Source organism: Sporichthyaceae bacterium, from assembly GCA_036493475.1.
GTDB lineage: Bacteria > Actinomycetota > Actinomycetes > Sporichthyales > Sporichthyaceae > DASQPJ01.
Genome location: DASXPS010000214.1, coordinates 17,389 through 37,150, shown reverse-complemented (window position 1 = coordinate 37,150; position 19,762 = coordinate 17,389). Strand labels below are relative to the sequence as shown.

The window sequence follows — 19,762 nt, the reverse complement described above, 5'->3', positions numbered from 1 at the left end:
CCTCCATCCGGGTGCCGAAGCTCGGTGATGGCTGGGGCACTCACTACGAGAAGTTCAACCGGGTCGCCCAGGCCTGGTCGATCGTGGGTGTGGCCGCGGCCGTGCGCCGGGACAACGGGCACATCGCCGAGGCGCGGGTAGCGCTGACCAACATGGGCAGCACGCACCTGCGGGCCTCGGCGACCGAGCAGGCGCTGGCCGGCGCGGAGGCGACCGACCGGGCGGTGCACGGCGCGGCGCAACTGGCTGCGCAGGGCACTCGCCCGGCCTCGGACCAGAACGCACAAGCCGACTACCGCGAGGAGTTGGCGCGGGTTCTCACCCACCGAGCGGTCAAGGCGGCCGCCGGTCTGTCCTAGGCTTCCGGCTCAGGCTCAGGAGGAAATTCAGGCATGCAGCTCGAACACGAATTCACTGTTCCGGTCCCTGTCGAACAGGCCTGGGATGTGCTGCTCGACGTCGAACGCCTCGCGCCGTGCATGCCCGGCGCGGTGCTCGACGAGGTACGCGGCGACGAATTCGACGGTCGGGTGAAGGTCAAGGTCGGTCCGATCACGGTCACCTACGGCGGCACCGCGAGGTTTCTCGAGAAGGATGTGGAGAACCGCCGTCTGGTGATCAAGGCCTCCGGCAAGGAGGCCAAGGGCGCGGGCACGGCGGCGGCCACCATCACCGCCGTGCTCAAGGGTTCCGGGGACGAAACCCAGGTCACCGTCGCCACCGACCTGGCCATCACCGGGCGTCCGGCGCAGTTCGGTCGCGGGGTCATGGTCGACGTCAGCAACAAACTGCTGGGGATGTTCACCGATTGTTTGGCCGAGCAGATCTCCCCAAAAGTTGAACCGCAGCAGGCTGCGCCGCAACCGAGCACTGACGCACCGGTGAGCCGGGCGGAGCCGGAGGCGATCGACCTGCTCGGCGTCTCCGGCACCCCGGTGCTCAAGCGGCTGGCACCGGTGGCTGCCGTGGTCGCCCTGCTGGTCGTGCTGCTCGGGGTGCGCAGGGCTCGGCGCCGCTAGAACAGCGGGGACTGCTCGTCGTCCACGTGCACGTTCACCGCGTCCCAGGCCGCGTTCACCGCGGCCAACTCCTTGGAGTTCGCCCCGAACAGGTCCGTGGCGGCCCTGGCCACTGCCCCGCGCGCGGTGGCGTAGGTGGTGCCCGAGGTGAAGTACCGGGTCAATGCCTGGTACCAGATCTTGGCGGCCACGTCCCGGCCGATGCCCTTGACGGCCTTACCGTCACAGGTCGAGCTGTCGTAGGGGATGCCATTGATGGTCTTCTTCCCGCTGCCCTCGGAGAGCAGGTAGAAGAAGTGGTCGCCGACGCCCGCCGACAGGTGGACGTCGAGTTGGCCGAGTGCGTTGTTCCAACAATCCGGGGAGGACTTGTCCCGGCTGGGCTCGTCCATATAGCGGATCGCGTTGTACTTACCATCCTTGTCCTTGGCGTGGACGAAGGAGGTCTCGCCGATCAGGTAGTCGCCGACGTCCTTGGCGTTGTGCGCGTAGAACTCGATCATCGTGCCGAAGATGTCGCTGTTGGCCTCGTTCAGACCACCTGACTCCCCGTCATTACCGAGCTTCGCGGTGCGTGAGGTGACGCCGTGGGTGATCTCGTGCCCGGTGATGTCAAGGGAAACCAACGGGCCGATCAGCTTGCCGTCACCGTCGCCGTAGGTCATGCACTGACAGTCGTCGCTCCAGAACGCGTTCGCGTAGTGGCGGCCGTAGTGCACGCGGCTGTAAACACCGACGCCGTCGTTGGCCACCCCGGACCGCTTGAACACGTTCTTGTAGAAATCCCACGTCGTGTTGCTGCCGTATTGGGCGTCCACCGCGACCGTCTGCCGGCTGGCCTGGGTGCCGTCGCCCCAGCTGTTGTCGTCGTCGGTGAACAACTTGCTCGGCGCGTTCGACGTGCAGATCGGCAGGCCCACCGACAGGCAGTTGTCCGCAGTGTCCTCGGCATCCCCGATGTATCCGCCGCCGCGGGTGAGGTCCTTGAGCGCGAACACGTTGTTCAGGGACGAGGTGCGCAGCGGGACCTCGCCGGCGTAGAGGGAGCGACCCTTGCCGTTCGCGGTGGCGGCCCCCGCGCTGCGCACGAACTCGCTCGGGACATGGTCCGCCGTGCTGTTGGTAGCCGCCCCGTCGTTGTTCGGCGCACCGGTCTCGCGCAGGGTCTGCACGGTCTCGTCCCGGAAGCGCACCGCGCCGGTCACCGCGTCGACGTAGCTGTGCAGATGGCTGGGGGTGCCGTCCGGTTGGGTACCGACGGTCTGCACATCCCAGGCCAACGCGGGCGCGCCGTGCCGGGCGTCGATCACCAGAGCCGGGGCACCGAGGGGCGCCGCGAGGGCGGTGGCGGTGTCGACCGCGGCGTCCAGCAGGGCCGCCGCCGGGCCGATGACCGGGGACAGGCCGAGCGCGTCCAGGGAGCGGTGCAGGGTGGCGCTGGCGCCGACCCACCGGCCGTCCGGTGCGCGGTGCACCACGAAGTCGCCGCCGAGTACCGGCAGACCAGCGAAGGTGCGGTCCATGCGGACGTGCTCGGCCCCGTTGGCGTCGCGCAGCACGTCGGTGACCCTGACCCGGTACTGCTTGCCCAGGCCCTGCACGCCCTTGCGGTCGGTGTCGAAGCCCAACCGAGCGGCGTTGTCCCGCAGCGCGGCCAGGGCGTCGCGCACGATGGCTGGGTCGGCACCGGTCGCATCGGCCGCGGCCAGAGCAGTGCCCGGCGCCGTGGCCGTGACCCCGGCAGCCAGGCCCGCCATGGCGGTCGCACCGACCAACAGACGGGACGGAGTTCTCACGCGGACCCCCCGGGCGGCTGGAACCTGCGCCGATGTGGTGCAGGGGTTATGCCTATCGCATTGGTGAGGTCCGCACGGTGGCATCTGTGTAAAAGTCCCCGATTCATGCGGCGGCCTCGAGGCGCTCGGCGAGCGCCCGATAGACCGCCGCATTCACCGCCATGCCGCAGTGGCTGGACTCCACCTCGACCGCCTCGGCCGCCGGGTCCAGGCAGGCGTGCCAATCGATCAGTCCGTCGCTGCGCGAGTACACCGAGGTGAACCCGACCCGGCCGGGGAACGGGGCATGGAGTTCCTGCCAGGCGGCGTGGGCGCATTCGCCGCGCACACAGTCGGCGGCCATCAGGGAGTTGCTGCCGGGTCGACCGGTGCCGATGCGCCGCGCACCCAGCCGTCCGACGCCGAACCTGCTCAGCGCGGTCAGCATGGCCACGTCGGCGAGCAGCACGCGGTGCGCGGCGGTGGGTGCCAGCAGCGGGCTGCCCAGCGTCACCACCGCGGCCACCACCTCGGGCCGGCGTACGGCCACGGCCTTGGCGAAGACGCCGCCGAGGCTGTGGCCGATCAGGGTCACCGGGGCGCCGTGGCTCAGCGCCACCAGTTCGGTGCGGCGCACCAGGTGTTCCATGGTCTGGCGGGCGCAACCGATGTTCAGGTGCACCCGGGAGGGCACGGTGGCCCACCCGTTGCGGGCCAACCAGCGGGACAGCAGGGTCAGCGACATGTCGCCGGTGCCGAAACCCGGGATCAGCATGACCGGGCGGCCGGCACCTGCGGGCGCCCCGGTGCGGAACACCGGGTCGCGCACCAGCGCGGCGATCTCGCGCACCGCGCGCCGCTCGTCGAGCAGCGCGCGGGCGCTGCTGGGCCGGGTGAACCCGTCGGCGCACAGTGCCGGGTGGGTTTCGGTGTTCGGCCAGGGCAGCGAGAGATGCGGCAGCGGTAGAGAACCGATCTTCATCGCGGCGGGCTCCTGTGCCCTGACCGTGGAGCGGGCGCCCACGGGGGGTACTCGTTCGAGAGTAAGTCACGTCTAACCGAAATGGGACCGGCCATTCGTGTGCAATACGTGATCATACCGGCACGGACAGTTATTACCCGGGTGCGACTCCGTAGCTATTCTGGGGAGCCGTGGGGGAGTGCTTCGCCGACGTCAACGGCGTCCGGCTGTGCTACGAGGTACTCGGCGAGCCCGAACGCCCGGTGGTGCTGCTGATCATGGGCCTGGGCGGTCCGTTGATCTGGTGGGACGACGAGTTCTGCCAGGGCCTGGTGGACCGCGGGTTCCGGGTGATCCGGTTCGACAATCGCGACGCCGGGCTGTCCCAGGCGATGCCGGGCACCGGGCGCCTGGTCTCCTCGTGGCTGCGCCGCGACGCCGCGACGCCCTACCTGCTGGAGGACATGGCCGCGGACGCGGTGGGGCTGCTGGACCACCTCGGGGTCGCCGGCGCGCATGTGGTCGGGGTGTCCATGGGCGGGATGATCGCCCAGGAGATCGCCATCCAGTCCCCGCAGCGGGTGCTGTCGCTGACCTCGATGATGTCCACCACCGGTTCCCGCAAGGTGGGCTGGGTGGCGCCCCGAATCCTGGCCCGGATGTTCGCCGCCTGGCCGCCCGGCGAGGAGGCCTACGTCGAGCGCAGTGTGGCCGGCTACCGGCGTATCGGTTCGGCCCGGTTTATGGCGACCGCCGTCCCCCGCCAGGCAGATCGCGCCCGACGCACCTACCGTCGCGGGCTGAACCCGGCCGGCACCATGCGGCAGATCGCCGCGATCGTGGCCTCCCCGGATCGCACCGCAGCGCTGGCCGGCATTCGCGTGCCGACGGTTGTCATCCACGGCACCGCCGATCCGTTGGTGCATGTCAGCGGCGGCAAGGCGACCGCGCGGGCGATTCCGGGAGCCGAGTTGGTGTTGGTGCCCGGCATGGGCCACGACATGCCGATGGAGCTGTGGCCGGTGTTGTGGGACGCGATCACCCGCACCGCGTCACTGGCCCGGAGCAGCGGCCAGTAGGTCGGCCAGCGCCAGTGGCACCCGGTCGGCGAGCTCCGCCGGGTCGGGCACCAGCCGCGGACAGGCGACGAAACCGAAGTCCAGATCGCCGTCGTGCCCGACCACGGTGATGTTCAGCCCGCCCAGAGCGTCGGAGATCGCGGACACCGGGTAGTGGGCGACCATCCGCGCCCCGGCCAGATACAGCGGGATGTGCGGGCCCGGCACCGAAGAGATCAACAGGTTCACCGGGTGCCGGCCGGCCCCGTGCAGCACCCGCCCCACAGCGCGGGCGGTCAAGCCGGTGAACATCGCGGGCACCAGGTCGGTGATGTCGGCCAGCCAGTCCTCGGGCATCGCGGTCTGCCGCCGTTTGGCCACCAACATCGCCTCGGCGACCGCCCGCAGTCGCTCGGCCGGGTCCGCCAGGTCGGTCGGCAACGGGGCGATCATCATCGAGATCTGGTTGCCGCCCTGCGTCGCGTCCGATGCCCGGCCGCGCAACGAGACCGGAACGCCCACGACCAGAGGTCGGTCCGGCAGCGCGTCATGCGCGATCAGCCAGGTGCGCAGCACGTCGGCGCACATTGCGAGCACCACGTCGTTGTCGCTGCAGCCGTACGCCGCGCGAGCGGCGCGGATCTCCCGCACCGGCACCGAGGAGAACGCCACCACCCGTCGGGCACTGATCGGGGCGTTGAACGGGGTGGGCGGTACCCGCAGGCGGCGGCGGGCGGGCAGGTCGGCGGGTCTGCCGGGCAGCTTCACGAACCGCGCCGCGCGGTCGGCCACCTCAGCGATGCGGGTGGACCCGGCGATGCGATTGGCTCCCGGCAGATCGTCGAAGTGCGGCAGTAATCGGGGCACCGAACGCAGCGCGCGGCCGGGGTGGGTGGCCAGGTTGCCCAGCCCGCGGCGCAGCAGCTCGCGTCGCCGCGGCGGCGGCTCGGTGGGACCCGCCGGGCCGGGGGTCGGCGCAGCCGCCTCCGGGCCCGGTGGGGTGCGGTCCAGCAGTCTGCCGAGCAGCGCGCCGGCGGACATCCCGTCGACGGTGGCGTGATGCACCTTCCCGTAGACCGCCTGCGCGCCGTCGGCCAGGCCGTGGATGAGGTGCAACTCCCACAGCGGACGTTCACGATTGAGCGCGCGTGAGTGCAGGGCGGCGATCAACGCGGTCAGCGCCCGCTCGTCGCCGGGTGGGTCGACGGTGTGCTGGTGCACATGCTCGGCCAGGTTGGGCTCGGCCCGGATCCAGTACGGACGATCCAGGCCCCAGGGCACCTCGACCAGGCGCCGACACAGCGGCGGCATCAAGTGCAGGCGCTCGCCGACCACCGCCCGCAGATCGGCCAGCGACACCGCTGCGGCGGGTAGCGCGCTGGGATCGAGCAGGTACACCCCGGCCACGTGTCCGGTGTGTGTGGCGTTCTCCACGGCCAGGAATTGCTGGTCGAGGGCGTTGAGTTGGTCCATGCCGCTCCGTGCTCGCCGCGGGGCACCCAGCATGCCCGATTCGTCCGCATCCCGGGGCATCGGTGCAGGTGGGACGGCTGCCCGAACGGCGCAAACGCGCAGCTCGCCACGCTCACCGGGGTATCGTCGAGACGCTGTGGCAGGTCTCTGCCCGTTGTTGGAGGAGAGGGTCCGAGCTGAGATGGCCGTGTTGGAATCGCGCCTGATCAAGGAGAGCTTCGACCTTGTCGAGCCGGTCGCCGACAAGATGGCGAACTATTTCTACTCCCGGCTGTTCATCGAGAACCCCGGCGTGCGCGAGATGTTCCCGCCCGCGATGGACCAACAGCGCGAACGCTTCTTCGGCGCCCTGGTGCGCATCGTGCAGAGCGCCGACCGCCCGGATTTCCTGGACAACTTCCTCGAGCAGCTCGGTCGCGATCACCGCAAGTTCGGCGCCAAGCCTGCGCACTACGAGGCCGTCGGGCGCGCGTTGATCGCCGCGCTCAAGCGGTACTCCGGCGAGGCCTGGACCGTGGACATCGAATCTGCCTGGGTGGGCGCCTACAGCCTTGCCGCGCAGGCGATGATCGAGGCCGCGCGCCGAGCCGCGCTGGACACCCCGGACTGGTGGCTGGCCGAGATCGTCTCCCACGAGCTGCGCGCCCGTGACCTGGCGGTGCTCACCATCCGCCCCGACCAGCCCTTCCCCTACGAGGCCGGCCAGTACGTCTCGGTGGAGACGCCCTGGTGGCCGCGGGTGTGGCGCTGGTTCTCCATGGCCAACGCGCAGCGCGAGGACAACCTGTTCGAACTGCACGTGCGCGCCATCCCGGCCGGTTGGGTGAGCTACGCGTTGGTGAACCACGCCCGCCCGGCCGACGTCATTCGGTTGGGCCACGCCACCGGCACGATGGTCGCCGACCGCACCTCGACCCGGGATCTGGTGCTGATTGCCGGCGGCACCGGGCTGGCGCCGATGAAGGCGATCGTCGAGGACATGGCCAAGTGGAACTGGTACCGCCGGGTGCACCTGTTCATCGGCGGCCGTCGGCCCGAGGATCTCTACGACCTGCCCGCGATGCAGGAACTGGCTCGCCAGCACAGCTGGCTGACCGTGGTCGCCGCGGTTTCCGAGGACGACCGATATTCCGGCGAGCAGGGCCTGATCGCCGATGTGGCCTTCGGCCACGGCGACTGGGCCGACCACGACATCTACATCGCCGGTTCACCGGAGATGGTGCGCGGCACGATCGACCGGGCGCTGAATCGGGATATCTCGCTGTCCCGCATCAAATTCGACACCTTCGGTGATCACCTGTACATGTAACTCGTCGGCCGGGGTACCGCCACGTTCAGGTTGTTCCTGGTCGGAGGCGAGGAAGTCCCATGCGAAACACCCCCCGTTGCACCCAAGCCCGTTCGATTTCCGTCAACCGTCGTTGGCCGACCCGGGCCGCCGTGGCCGTGTCGGGCGCTGCGGCGCTGGTACTCGCCGCCGCCGGTGGGGCCGCCGCGCATGTCACCGTGCACAGTGCGGACGCCAAACCCGGCGGCAGTGGCACCCTGATCTTCCAGGTGCCCAACGAAGAGGCCAACGCCAGCACCACCAAGATCGAGATCGACCTGCCCACGGACACCCCGCTGAGCGACGTCAGCGCTACGGCCCCGTCCGGGTGGAAGGCGGATGTCACCAGCACCTCGATCGTCTTCTCCGGCGGCCAGATCACCGGGGACAACGACGAGGAATTCCCGGTCCGGGTCGGCAAGCTGCCGAGCAGCGGCACGGTCGTCTTCAAGGCGCTGCAGACCTACAGCGACGGCAACGTGGTGCGCTGGATCGAGCAGGCCGCGCCCGGCGCCCCGGAGCCCGCACACCCGGCCCCCACCCTCGACCTGAGCAATCCGAACAAGGTCGACAACGACAGTGACCACGATCAGTACAGCGCGTCGTCGACCTCGTCAGGTTCGAGTTCGAGCGGATCGATGTCCGAGATGAACAAGATGGGGACCATGACGGCCGCCACCGCCACACCCGCGGCGACCTCGTCGTCCTCGAGCAGCTCGTCCTCGACCAGCTCGCCGACGAGCGTCGAGGCGGGCACCGGCGGCCAGGCCGCGAACGACCGCAGCATCCCGGTAGCGCCGCTGCCGTTCGTGCTGGCCGGTCTAGCAGCCGCTGCCTACGGTGCGCGCCGACTGATCCGGCATTGATCGATTCGCCTCCGGCGATGACCCCCGAGACCCACCCCGCCGGCCGACGCCGGCCCGGGTGGGTACACGGGTTGCTGACGGCCGGGCTGCTCAGCGTCGGCACGGCCGGCGTGCTGTCCCTGCCGCTGGCCTTCCCCCAGCCGCGGCTGGTGGCTATGCGCGACATCGCCTCGTCCAGCGGCTCCGCGGCGCCGGTGCTCGCACCGGTGAATCTGGCCGGTCCCGCACCGACCGCACTTGCGCTGCCGTTCGGCGACGGCATCACCGCATCGATCGATCCGGTCGGCGTCTGGCCAGAGGGTGACCTGGCCATTCCGGACGACCCGAACCGGTTGGGCTGGTGGGCCGGCAGTGCCGCGCCCGCGGCCGGGACCGGCACGGTGGTTATCGACGGCCACGTCGACTCCGAGCGCTACGGCGAGGGCTTCTTCGTGAACCTGCGCCGGCTGCAACCGGGAGACACCGTCGCGCTCACCGACGCGGCCGGCACCCACACCGAATGGGCGGTGACCGAGGTGGGGGAGTACCCCTCGGCCAATCTCGCCGACACCGGTGTGTTCGCCCAACAGGCCACGCCCAGGTTGGCCCTCATCACCTGCGGCGGTGTGTTCGACCGCGCTACGCACCGCTACCTGTACAACCTGGTGGTGTACGCGGTGCCCGCGCCCGGGCCCGGCGTCGACTGACGTTCAGGACGGGGTGAAGCGGCGCAGCCGCAGGCTGTTGCTCACCACGAAGAAGCTGGACATGGCCATCGCGGCGCCCGCGACCATCGGATTCAGCCGGCCGCTCGCGGCCAACGGGATCGCCGCGACGTTGTAGGCGAAGGCCCAGAACAGGTTCATCTTGATGGTGCCCAACGTGCGCCGGGCCAGCCGGATAGCGTCCGGCGCCGCGGACAGATCGCCGCGCACCAAGGTCAGGTCACCGGCCTGGATGGCCACGTCGGTGCCGGTGCCCATGGCCAACCCGAGGTCGGCCTCGGCCAGCGCTGCCGCGTCGTTGACCCCGTCGCCCACCATGGCCACGGTGTGCTTGCGCCCGCGCAGCCGGGCCGCCCGGCCCTCCGCACGCAACCGACGCACCACGTCGACCTTGTCCTGCGGCAGCACCTCGGCGACCACGTGTTCGGCGTCGATGCCGACGATGCGCGCGGTGGCCAGTGCCGCCGCCCGGCTGTCCCCGGTGACCAGCCACGGGGTGAGCCCGAGCGAGCGCATGCTTGCGATCGCCTCGGCCGCGTTTTCCTTGACGGTGTCGCCGACCGCCACCGCGACGCGGGCCGCACCGTCCCAGCCGCCCAGTACCGCGGTGTGCCCGACGGCCGCCGCCTCGTCGAGCGCGCGCTGTAGGTCGGCGTCGATGTGCAGGCCCTGCTCGGTGAGCAGTCCCGGCCGGCCCACCACCACGGTGCGTCCCTCGACCTCGGCGATCACGCCCAGTCCGGACACCGCGCGGAACTTGCCGGCGTCCGGCAACTCCGCGCGGGCCGCCGCGTAGCCGGCGATTGCCTGCGCGATGGGATGCTCGGAGGCGTGCTCGGCGGCGCCGACCAGGCGCAGCGCCTCGTCGAGGTCGGCGCCGGGCGGCACGGTCACCTGATGCACGCTCATTTTCCCGGTGGTCACCGTGCCGGTCTTGTCCAGCACGATGACGTCCAGCCGCTGGGTGCGCTCCAGCACCTCGGGGCCGCGGATCAACAGACCCAGTTGGGCGCCGCGCCCGGTGCCCACCATCAACGCGGTCGGCGTGGCCAGGCCGAGCGCGCACGGGCAGGCGATGATCAGCACCGCAACGGTGGCGGTGAATGCGTCATCGACGTTGCCGGTGATGGCCAGCCACGCGGTCAGGGTGATCAGCGCCAGGCCGAGCACGACCGGCACGAAGATGCCCGCCACCCGGTCCGCCAGCCGTTGCACGTCGGCCTTGCCGGACTGTGCTTCGGCGACCAGACGGGCGATCTGGGCCAGCGCGGTGGCCGAGCCGATCCGGGTTGCCCGCACCACCAGCCGGCCGTTGGCGTTGATCGAGGCACCGATCACCTCCTCGCCCGGCCCGCGTTCCACCGGCACGCTCTCACCGGTGATCATCGACAGGTCCAGCGCGGACACACCACGCTCGATGACTCCGTCGGTCGCGACCTTCTCGCCCGGCCGCACCACGAACAGGTCGCCCTCGCGTAGCCGGCTGACGTCCACCTGACATTCGGTGCCGTTCTCGTTGAGCAGGGTGACTTCCTTGGCGCCCAGCGCGAACAACTCGCGCATGGCGGCACCGGCCCGTCGCCGCGAGCGCGCCTCGGCCCACCGGCCGAACAGCAAAAACGTGGTGACCGCGGCCGCCGCCTCGAAGTACACCTCGCTGCGGCCGCTGATCACCGCCCACACCGACCACAGGTATGCGGCCACCGTGCCCATGGAGACCAACGTGTCCATGGTCGCGGCGCGGTGCCGAAGATTCCGCAACGCGGCGCGGTGGAACGGGAAGCCGCAGAACGCCACCACGGGCGTGGTCAGCCACAGGGACACCCAGCGCAAGGTCCCAGCGGTGCCGTGCGTGTCGTGCATGCCATGGCCCAGGTGTTGTACGGAGAACCCGTCGCGCATGCCGAGAACGACCACCGCGATGCTCAACGGCACGGCCAGCAGGAGCCGGACGAGCAGATCGCGCTGGGTGCGAGCCTCCTCGGCGTCCAACGCCTTGGTGGTGTCCTCGGCCGGCAGCGCCGCGGAGTAACCAATGCGGGCCACGGTGAAGATCAGCTCGTCCGGGCTGACCAGCGCCGGGTCGTAGTCCACGGACGCGGTCCGGTTGGCGTAATTGACCGCCGCGGTGACTCCGTCGAGTCGATTCAGCTTCTTCTCGATGCGCGCGGCGCACGCCGCGCAGGTCATCCCGCCGACGGCGAGTTCGACCTGCGTCCCGGAGCCCGGTGCCGTTCGGCCGGATTCCGGGGGAGCGCTCGCCCGCTGGAACATGGCTCAGGCCACCGCGTATCCGGCTTCGTCGATCGCGGCGCGCAGCGCGGCGTCGTCCACCGAGGGTGCGTCCACGGTGACGGTCTTGGCCTCCAGGTCGACGACCACCGATTGCACACCGGGCACCTGACCGACCTCGCTGGTGATCGCGGCGACGCAGTGCTGGCAGGTCATGCCGGGAACCGAATACACGGTGCTCACGGGTTCGACTCTCCTCGGTGCTTTGGTGGGGTTACGAGCGGACCAAGCGGGCGATGGCTTCGGCGGCTTCCTTGACCTTGGCCTCCATGGCGGCCTCGCCGTGGTCCACGGCATGGCCGACGCAGTGACCGAGATGCTCCTCGAGCAGGCCGAGCGCGACCGACTGCAGTGCCTTGGTGGCCGCGGACACCTGGGTCAGCACGTCGATGCAGTAGGCGTCCTCGGTCACCATGCGTTGCAGACCGCGGATCTGGCCCTCGATCCGGCGCAGCCGCTTGAGGTAGACCTCCTTGTCCGCGGTGTAGCCCCGGCTGTGCTCGCCGGGGGGCTCGATCGCCCTCGGCGCCACGTCGCTGGGACGCACCTGCGTCTGCGGCAGCGCGTCGTGCGGCTCAACCGTCGGCGTCATGGACTCCATGATACCCCCTGGTGGTATCTTGCGCCGAAGGTCGGCCGGAGCGGCCCGCCTCCCCACGAGTCGTCAGAACGCGACGGCTGGTTCCGCCGCGGAGTGCCTCCGCCGTCAACGACGAAGCCGGCCCCCGAAGGGGACCGGCTCCGTACGGTGCTGCGCAGCTTCAGTTGCCGTTGCCGTAGACACCCGAGAAGGTGACCGACCCGATCCGCGCGCCCTGGTCCTGGCCCAGGCCGCCATCACGGGCGGCGAAGCCGAGGTGGCCATGACCGGCCGAGATGGTGATCGAGTAGCGGTCACCATCGGTGGACACACCGACCTCGGGCGCGAGGGTGGCCGCACCCGCCGGTCCCACCGGGGCCATCGCGGTGGAGCCGGACTGGGCCTGGTCGTTGAACTGCTTGGCGAAGTCCTCGACCGGCACGTCAGTGCCGCCGAACGTGATGCCGTTCTTGCTGTTGTTGTCACCGGAGTTGAAGTAGCTCATCCGGTAGGTGATGGTGGCGTCGGAGTTCGGGTGGTTCGTGATCTGCATGAACGACGAGCCGCTGTCGAAGCCGCTCGCGCCCTCGAGCCCGAAGAAGTATGCACGGCTGGTGCCGACGTAGACACCGGTGACCTTGTCGAGCGAGGCCTCCGCCGTGCTGCCGATCGACTGGAAGCCCGCGATGTTGAGGTCGTCGCCCTGACCCTGGCCCTTGACGTCGTTATCGCAGGCGGCGGTCCACTTGTAGCCGGGGCCGTCGGGGTTCATCGCGTACAGGTCGTTACCCGGCGGGAAGTAGTTCACGACCGCGGGGTGCCGGTCGGATTCGCTCTGTCCGGCCGACAGGTTCGGGCGGACCTGACGCGAGGTGGTCGGGTTGTGGTAGCCACCGGAGACGTTGCCGGCGTCCGGCGGCGCGGCCCCGAAGCCGAGCACGCCCTCCTCGACCTCCTGGCCGAGCCAGTAGGCGGCGCCCCAGGCCTCACATCGGCCCTGGTCCTGGCCGAGGTCGTGGGTCAACTCGACGAAGCTGAAGCCCTGGTCCTGCTGCAGGTCGCGCGGGATCTTGTCGTAGTACTCGATGCCCGCGGAGCGGATGTCGAAGATGTAGGAGGAGTTCTCCCAGTCGTACTTCGCGGACTTCTTGTCCGCGGTGGTGGCGACCGGGGCCGCGGGGGCCGCCTTGGTGACCGCGGTGGGGGCGCTCTGCTGGTGCTTGACCAACCCGGCGAGCTGGGTGTTCATCGCCTTGGCAACGGAGAGCGGCACACCGTGCGAGTTGGCCGCGGGGGTGGTCGAATCGGCGGACGGAACCGAGGCCGCTCCCGCGCCCGCCTGAGCGGCGATGGTGCCCGCGACGAGTACCAGGGCTCCGGCTGCGCTGGCCCAGGGGAGGACTCTGGTCTGGATGCTGTTCGACACTGTGATGGCTCCTGCGTGGGGGATCCCGGTACGGGTGTGGCGGGGTATGAACCTGTTAGCCCTATCGGTCGGATCTGTCCGAACGTTGCACCGTTCCGGCGGCGCGTCCAGATGAGCCTGCTAACACTACGGAGTGTAACTAACGGACGGGCAGATCATCACGTTGTGTTGCAGGACCGATCGAATCGGGACATTCCAATCGCTCCCTAATACACAACGGTCGAAACCGGCACAGGTCACTGTCCCAAATCGGGCGTGTCGCGAACTGCGCCGGTGGGAATTCAACTGGCCTGGCCGTAGACCCCCTGGAAGGTGATCGAGCCGAACCGTGCGCCCTGGTCCTCGCCCAAGCCGCCCTGCCGAGCATTGAAGCCGAGGTGGCCGTGACCGGCGGAGATGGTGATCGAGTAACGGCCGCCGTCGGTGGACACGCCCACCTCGGGCTGCAGCGTGCCCGCCCCCGCCGGGCCGACCGCGGACAGTGATGACGAGAAGGTCTTCGCGTTGTTGTTGAACTGGTCGGCGAACTCCTGCACCGGGACGTCGGTGCCGCCGAAGGTGACCCCGTTGGTGCCGGATTTGTCCAGGCCACCGGAGTTGAAGTAGCTCATCCGGTAGGTGATCGTCGCGTTGGAGTTCGGACGGTTGGTGATCTGCATGAACGACGACGCGCTGTCGAAGCCGGTGGCGCCCTCGATGCCGAAGACGTAGGAGCGGCTCGTGGCGGTGTACACACCGGTGGTCTTGTCCAGCACGGCCTGCGAGGTGCTGCCGGCCGCCTGCACGCCGCCGGCGTTCGTCACGTCGCCCTGGCTCTGACCCTTGACGTCGTTGTCGCAGGTGGCGGTCCACTTGTAGCCGGGACCCTCGGGGTTGAACGCGTAGACGTCGTTACCCGGCGGGAAGTAGTTGTGCACGGCCGGGTGCCGGTCGGACTGGCTCTGTCCGGCCGACAGGTTCGGGCGGACCTGCCGCGAGGTGGTCGGGTTGCGGTACCCACCGGAGACATCGCCGGCATCGGGCGGTGCGGCGCCGGCGCCGAGCACGCCCTCCTCGACCTCCTGGCCCAGCCAGTAGCCGGCGCCCCAGGACTCGCACTGGCCCTGATCCTGGCCGATGTCGTGCGTCAGCTCCACAAAGCTGTAGCCGACGTCCTGCTGCAGATCACGCGGAATCTGGTCGTAGAACTCGATACCGCCGGACCGGACGGTGAGGATGTAGCTGGCATTGGTCCAGTCGAAGCCGGACTTGGGACTGGTGCCTGCATCGGCGGCGTGGGCGGGCGCGGTCATGGCGCCCATCAGCACCATCGAACCGGCGAGGGCGGCCGCCCGGGCGGGGCTGCGCTGCATGCGGTTGGACACGGGTGTGCTCCTGATTTCGGTCAGTTTGAATTTCCGGCGAGGGCGTTTTCGCCCATTCAAGCGGATTTGCCCCCTTGATTCGTGCATCGCAACGAGGGGGTCGCACGTTTCAGAATTCACCGGTTAATTTGGGGTGAAAAAGATGGATAAACCCTGAAAGAAACCTGGATTCTGTATTCGGGCGCGTAATGTGGCGTTGGTCACCTGTTCAGGCGGGTGTCACCTGCACGACAGCCGCCGGAGCGCGCCCCGTAGCATCGGGCGGTCCGCCCGTCCCGTCCGGACCGGAGCTATGTCGTGGCCCTGCGCTTCACCCCACGCAAGACCTCGTTCTACGACATGTTTGCCGCCTCGGCGGCAAACCTCGTGGTCGGGGTGAACCTGCTGACCGAGCTGCTGGGCTCGACGCCGACGGAACGGCAAGAGATTGCCGACCGGATGAAGGCCGCTGAACACGCCAGCGACGAGATCACCCACGGCATCATGCGCGAGGTCAACTCCACCTTCGTGACCCCGTTCGACCGTGAGGACATCTACCGATTGGCCTCCAGCCTGGACGACGTCATGGACGCCATCGACGCCGCGGTTGACCTGGTGGTGCTCTACCAAATTGATGAACTGCCCGCCGGTCTGGCCGACCAGGTCGAGGTGCTCGAGCGGGCCGCGGAGATCACTGCGCAGGCGATGCCGCGGCTGCGGGTGATGAAGAACCTTCGCGAGTACTGGATCGAGATCAACCGGCTGGAGAACGCCGGGGACCAGATCTACCGGCGCCTGTTGGCCAAGTTGTACAGCGGCGAGTACGACGCGCTGAGCGTGCTCAAGCTCAAGGAGGTCGTGGAGCAGCTGGAGGCAGCCGCGGACGCGTTCGAGAACGTGGCCAACACCGTGGAAAGCATCGCGGTGAAGGAATCCTGAGTGGAGACAACGGCGGTCATCGTCGTCCTGGTCGCCCTCGGGTTCGGCTACACCAACGGCTTTCACGACGCCGCGAACGCGATCGCCATCTCCATCTCTACCCGCGCGCTGACCCCACGAGTCGCGCTGGCCCTGGCGGCGGTGATGAACTTCATCGGTGCCTTCTTGGGTACCAAGGTGGCAACCACCGTCGGTAAGGGCATCATCACCACCCCGGCCGGGGAACACGGCCTGATCATCGTGTTGGGCGGCCTGGCCGGGGCGATCGCGTGGAATCTGTTCACCTGGTATTTCGGGCTGCCCTCGTCCTCCTCGCACGCGCTGTTCGGTGGGCTGATCGGCGCAGCGCTGGCCTCGTCGAACACCGTGAAATGGCACGGTGTGCTGCACAAGATCGTGATTCCGATGCTGATCTCGCCGTTGGTCGGGTTCGCGGCGGCGTTCCTGCTGATGGTCGCGATCCTGTGGATCTTCCGGAACGGCAGCCCTGGTCCGCTCAACCGCGGCTTCCGTCTGGCACAGGTCCTGTCCGCGACCGCGATGGCGCTGGGGCACGGGGTCCAGGACGTGCAGAAGACGATGGGCGTCATCTATCTGACCTTGCTGACGTCCCATCACCTTGACCCCCACGACTCGATCCCGTGGTGGGTCACCGCGGCCTCGGCCGGGGCGATCTCGGCCGGCACCTACTCCGGGGGCTGGCGGGTGATGCGCACGCTGGGCCGCGGCATCATCGACCTGGACCCGGCGCGGGGATTCGTCGCGCAGACGGTGGGCTCCATCGTGTTGTACGTCACCGCCTACGTGTACGCCGCGCCGATCTCCACCACACACACCATCACCGCGTCGGTGATGGGGGTGGGCGCCACCAAACGGTTCAACGCGGTGCGCTGGGGTGTGGCGGGCAACATCCTGCTGGGTTGGGTGTTGACCATCCCGATGGCGGGGTTGGTCGGCGCGGGCGCCTACGCGGTGCTCAGCCCGTTGGGCTGAATGGAGCCGGCCTGGTACTGCACGGCACCCGCGGTCAGCTCCATGAAGGCCTCTTCCAGCGAGGCCTGCTGCACCGTCAGTTCGTGCACCCGGATGTTGTTGCGCCAGGCCAGGTCACCGACTTCCTCGGCGGACAGCCCCTCGATCCGCAACCGGCCCGGCTCCACGGTGTGCACCCGCACCGCGGGTCCGCAGAGCAGCGCGGTGAGCACCCCCTCGTCCGGGGTGCGCACCAAGACCGTGCGTCCGGAGGCGCGGGCCACGAACTCCTGCACCGTGGTGTCCGCGATCAGCCGGCCGCGACCGATGACGATCAGCCGGGTCGCGGTCAACGCCATCTCGCTCATCAGGTGGGAGGAGATGAACACCGTGCGCCCGGCCGCGGCCAGGTTCTGCAGCAGTTCGCGGACCCAGCGGATGCCCTCCGGGTCCAGACCGTTCACCGGCTCGTCGAGCACCACGGTCTGTGGGTCGCCGAGCAGGGCGGCGGCGATGCCCAGTCGCTGGCCCATGCCCAGGGAGAAGGCCCCAGCACGCTGCTTGGCCACCGACCGCAGGCCGACCAGGTCGATGACCTCATCGACCCGACCACGCGCGATGCCGTTGCTCTGGGCGAGTGCCAGCAGGTGGTAGAAGGCGGAGCGGGAGGTGTGCACCGCGCGCGCCTCGAGCAAGATGCCCAACTCGGCCATCGGCGCGGCCGTGCGCCGGTAACGCTGCCCGTTGACCCGCACCGACCCGGCGGACGGTGCGTCCAGTCCGGCGATCATGCGCATAGTGGTGGACTTCCCGGCGCCGTTGGGGCCCAGGAAGCCGGTCACCACGCCGGAGGGCACGGTGAAGGAGAGCTTGTCGACGGCCACCGTCTCCCCGTAGCGCTTGGTCAGCCCACGGACCTCGATCATGCGTCGTCCCGCAACAGTCGCCAGGTGGCGGCGGCAATCAGCCCGCCCGCCCAGGCGCACAACACCAGCAGGGCGGCGGTCGGAGAGGACACCCGCCAGCCGTCGGTGTGCGCCCAGAACGCGCCGCCGGCGGAATCCGGCAGGTAGGGGGTGACGTGGTGGGAAATGCTCTGCGGGAGGAAGTTCAGCACGATCGGCACCACGAACAGCAGCGCCACCAGCGAGGAGATGGCGGCCGCGGTGTTGCGCAGCAGGGTGCCCAGGCCGAGCCCCATGATGCCGATGATCACCAGGTAGAGCGCCGCGCCGAACACGCCGCGCAACGCATGCGGGGCCGTGATGCCCACGGAGAGGCCCTTGCGGGCCAGCAGGGCTTGTCCCACATAAAAGGCGACGAAGGTGGAGGCCAGGCAGGTTGCGCCGACCACCGCCGCGAACACAGTGAGCTTGCCCCAGAGCATCGGCAGCCGGCGAGGCACCACGGTGAGCGAGGAGCGGATCATCCCGGTGGCGTACTCGCCACTGATCAGCAGCACGCCCAACACGCCGACAGCCAACTGGGACAGCGCGACGCCCTGCAGCGGGTCGGTGGCCGCCCGGAACCTGGCGCGGGAGATCGGGTCCAGGGTGTCCCATTGCGCGGCCACCACCGCGCCGACGATCGCGGCGAACCCAATGGTGACCAGGGCGGCCACGAACAGCACGACCTTGGTGGAACGCAGCGAATGGAATTTGGTCCACTCCGAACGGATCACCCGCGCCTGGGTGACCCCCATGCCGGACAGCCCGGCTCGAGCGGCGCCCAGCCCGACGACCGGCGCACTCCGGGGCCGTGGGGTGACGGCGCGGATCGCGGAGCGGCCCGTCTGCTGCACCCCGGCCACCCTGGCCGTCACGAATTCCACCAGCCCCGGCTTGCCGGCGTCGTAGCGTGCGCTCAGCGTGCGGTGCGCGGCCATGATCAGGCAGCACACGGCCAGAGCCAGGCAGCCGAATCCGTAGACCGCCCAGGCGCTGCCGCTGGGCGCCTTGGTCAGCAGGGCGGCGCCGGCCACGCCGAGAGCCAGGCTGTACCAGGCCAGGGCGCGGCCGCCGCGGGGCGAGGGTGTCGATGTGGTCATGGGCGCGGTGGAGTGTAGCTCCGCCGCCAATGGAGAGGCCGTGGACTGTGGTACGTCCACGGCCAGGTGCCACGACTCGACGGAGACCATGATCAAAGCCTGCCGCACGGGAGGGAATCCAGAACCCAACGCTGGGTCAGGACTCTCCCGAAAGGTGCTTTTTGTTCTGCTCGCTACCGCTCGCAGAAGTTCTTGATCAGCCGAAACGTCCCGAAATGTAATCTTCGGTGGCTTTCTCCGACGGGGTGGAGAAGATCCGCGAGGTGGCGTCGATCTCGATGAGCTTGCCGGGCTTACCGGTGCCCGCGATGTTGAAGAACGCGGTGGTGTCCGAGACGCGCGCGGCCTGCTGCATGTTGTGCGTGACGATGACGATGGTGAAGCGCTGCTTAAGGTCGTGGATCAGGTCCTCGATGGCCAGCGTGGAGATCGGGTCCAGCGCGGAGCAGGGCTCGTCCATCAGCAGCACCTGCGGTTCCACCGCGATCGCGCGGGCAATGCACAGCCGCTGCTGCTGACCGCCGGACAAGCCGGAAGCGGGCTTGCTCAGTCGATTGTTGACCTCTTTCCACAGGCCCGCGCTCTGCAGCGAACGCTCCACGGTCTCGGCGACGCGCTTGCGGTCGCGTATGCCGTTCAGCCGCAGACCCGAGGCCACGTTGTCGAAGATCGACATCGTGGGGAACGGGTTCGGCCGCTGGAACACCATGCCGATGGTGCGGCGCACGCTGACCGGGTCCACGTTGCTGGCGTACAGGTCGGTGCCGTCGAGCAGCACCTTGCCCTCGATGCGCCCCTGCCCGGCCAACTCGTGCATGCGGTTCAGCGAGCGCAGCAGGGTGGACTTGCCGCAGCCGGACGGGCCGATGAACGCGGTCACCGACTTCGGCTCGATGTTCATGTTGACGTCGTCCACCGCGCGGAACTTGCCGTAGAAGACGCTCAGCGACGAGAGGTCGATGCGCTTGGCCATGGTTGGC

Annotated in this window: 19 protein-coding genes; 8 read left to right on the top strand and 11 right to left on the bottom strand. The window is 69.2% G+C overall.

The window, feature by feature from the left end:
• Window positions 1-359: xanthine dehydrogenase family protein subunit M (locus VGJ14_20535; protein ID HEY2834815.1), on the top strand; the 359-nt coding region annotated here is incomplete at its 5' end.
• A 33-nt stretch (window positions 360-392) separates the two neighbouring features.
• Window positions 393-1,019, top strand: coding sequence for an SRPBCC family protein (locus VGJ14_20530; GenBank protein ID HEY2834814.1), 627 nt, complete (start codon window positions 393-395; stop codon window positions 1,017-1,019).
• Here VGJ14_20530 and VGJ14_20525 read toward each other — a convergent pair.
• On the bottom strand, window positions 1,016-2,815 hold the full coding sequence (locus VGJ14_20525; GenBank protein HEY2834813.1) for a M4 family metallopeptidase: 1,800 nt from the start codon (window positions 2,813-2,815) through the stop codon (window positions 1,016-1,018). The genes VGJ14_20530 and VGJ14_20525 overlap by 4 nt on opposite strands.
• A gap of 103 nt (window positions 2,816-2,918) precedes the next feature.
• Window positions 2,919-3,776: an alpha/beta fold hydrolase gene (locus VGJ14_20520; GenBank protein ID HEY2834812.1), complete on the bottom strand. Its 858-nt coding sequence runs from the start codon at window positions 3,774-3,776 to the stop codon at window positions 2,919-2,921.
• A gap of 170 nt (window positions 3,777-3,946) precedes the next feature.
• Here VGJ14_20520 and VGJ14_20515 point away from each other — a divergent pair, with 170 nt between their 5' ends.
• A complete protein-coding gene (locus tag VGJ14_20515) occupies window positions 3,947-4,834 on the top strand; it encodes an alpha/beta fold hydrolase (GenBank protein ID HEY2834811.1) in 888 nt (295 codons plus the stop codon).
• Here the strand turns inward: VGJ14_20515 and VGJ14_20510 are convergent.
• A complete protein-coding gene (locus VGJ14_20510; GenBank protein HEY2834810.1) occupies window positions 4,808-6,286 on the bottom strand; it encodes a wax ester/triacylglycerol synthase family O-acyltransferase in 1,479 nt (492 codons plus the stop codon). The two genes, VGJ14_20515 and VGJ14_20510, sit on opposite strands and share 27 nt — an antisense overlap.
• Before the next feature lie 181 nt (window positions 6,287-6,467).
• Between VGJ14_20510 and VGJ14_20505 the strand changes: the two genes are divergently transcribed.
• The 3 genes from VGJ14_20505 (at window position 6,468) to VGJ14_20495 (ending at window position 9,165) form a co-directional block, all read left to right on the top strand.
• Entirely contained in the window at window positions 6,468-7,595 is a 1,128-nt protein-coding gene (locus VGJ14_20505) for a globin domain-containing protein (protein HEY2834809.1), read from the top strand.
• Window positions 7,596-7,726: 131 nt separating this feature from the next.
• Window positions 7,727-8,479, top strand: a complete 753-nt coding sequence (locus VGJ14_20500; GenBank protein HEY2834808.1) for a YcnI family protein — start codon at window positions 7,727-7,729, stop codon at window positions 8,477-8,479.
• Between the two features lie 17 nt (window positions 8,480-8,496).
• Window positions 8,497-9,165, top strand: coding sequence for a class F sortase (locus tag VGJ14_20495; GenBank protein ID HEY2834807.1), 669 nt, complete (start codon window positions 8,497-8,499; stop codon window positions 9,163-9,165).
• Between the two features lie 3 nt (window positions 9,166-9,168).
• Here the strand turns inward: VGJ14_20495 and VGJ14_20490 are convergent, their stop codons facing one another.
• The 5 genes from VGJ14_20490 to VGJ14_20470 all read right to left on the bottom strand — a co-directional run bounded on the left by VGJ14_20490 (window position 9,169) and on the right by VGJ14_20470 (window position 14,845).
• Window positions 9,169-11,457, bottom strand: a complete 2,289-nt coding sequence (locus tag VGJ14_20490; GenBank protein HEY2834806.1) for a heavy metal translocating P-type ATPase — start codon at window positions 11,455-11,457, stop codon at window positions 9,169-9,171.
• Window positions 11,458-11,460: 3 nt separating this feature from the next.
• Window positions 11,461-11,658 (bottom strand): heavy-metal-associated domain-containing protein, encoded by a 198-nt coding sequence (locus tag VGJ14_20485; protein ID HEY2834805.1) that lies wholly within the window; start codon window positions 11,656-11,658, stop codon window positions 11,461-11,463.
• Window positions 11,659-11,689: 31 nt separating this feature from the next.
• Complete coding sequence (locus VGJ14_20480; protein ID HEY2834804.1) at window positions 11,690-11,992, bottom strand: metal-sensitive transcriptional regulator; 303 nt, start codon at window positions 11,990-11,992, stop codon at window positions 11,690-11,692.
• A gap of 244 nt (window positions 11,993-12,236) precedes the next feature.
• Window positions 12,237-13,481 (bottom strand): hypothetical protein, encoded by a 1,245-nt coding sequence (locus VGJ14_20475; GenBank protein HEY2834803.1) that lies wholly within the window; start codon window positions 13,479-13,481, stop codon window positions 12,237-12,239.
• Between the two features lie 281 nt (window positions 13,482-13,762).
• The gene (locus tag VGJ14_20470; protein HEY2834802.1) at window positions 13,763-14,845 is read right to left on the bottom strand and encodes a hypothetical protein; all 1,083 of its coding nucleotides are present in this window, start codon (window positions 14,843-14,845) and stop codon (window positions 13,763-13,765) included.
• A gap of 297 nt (window positions 14,846-15,142) precedes the next feature.
• Between VGJ14_20470 and VGJ14_20465 the strand changes: the two genes are divergently transcribed.
• Together VGJ14_20465 and VGJ14_20460 are read left to right on the top strand one after the other, a co-directional pair.
• Window positions 15,143-15,763, top strand: coding sequence for a DUF47 family protein (locus tag VGJ14_20465; GenBank protein ID HEY2834801.1), 621 nt, complete (start codon window positions 15,143-15,145; stop codon window positions 15,761-15,763).
• Complete coding sequence (locus tag VGJ14_20460; GenBank protein HEY2834800.1) at window positions 15,764-16,756, top strand: inorganic phosphate transporter; 993 nt, start codon at window positions 15,764-15,766, stop codon at window positions 16,754-16,756. It begins immediately after the preceding gene.
• Here VGJ14_20460 and VGJ14_20455 read toward each other — a convergent pair.
• The 3 genes from VGJ14_20455 to pstB form a co-directional block, all read right to left on the bottom strand.
• Window positions 16,729-17,661 (bottom strand): ATP-binding cassette domain-containing protein, encoded by a 933-nt coding sequence (locus VGJ14_20455; GenBank protein ID HEY2834799.1) that lies wholly within the window; start codon window positions 17,659-17,661, stop codon window positions 16,729-16,731. The two genes, VGJ14_20460 and VGJ14_20455, sit on opposite strands and share 28 nt — an antisense overlap.
• Window positions 17,658-18,872 (bottom strand): hypothetical protein, encoded by a 1,215-nt coding sequence (locus tag VGJ14_20450; GenBank protein HEY2834798.1) that lies wholly within the window; start codon window positions 18,870-18,872, stop codon window positions 17,658-17,660. The genes VGJ14_20455 and VGJ14_20450 overlap by 4 nt, the downstream gene beginning before the upstream one ends.
• A 106-nt stretch (window positions 18,873-18,978) precedes the next feature.
• Window positions 18,979-19,755 carry a phosphate ABC transporter ATP-binding protein PstB gene (pstB, locus tag VGJ14_20445; GenBank protein ID HEY2834797.1) on the bottom strand — a complete coding sequence of 259 codons (777 nt, stop codon included), beginning with the start codon at window positions 19,753-19,755 and terminating at the stop codon, window positions 18,979-18,981.
• Window positions 19,756-19,762: the final 7 nt, after the last annotated feature.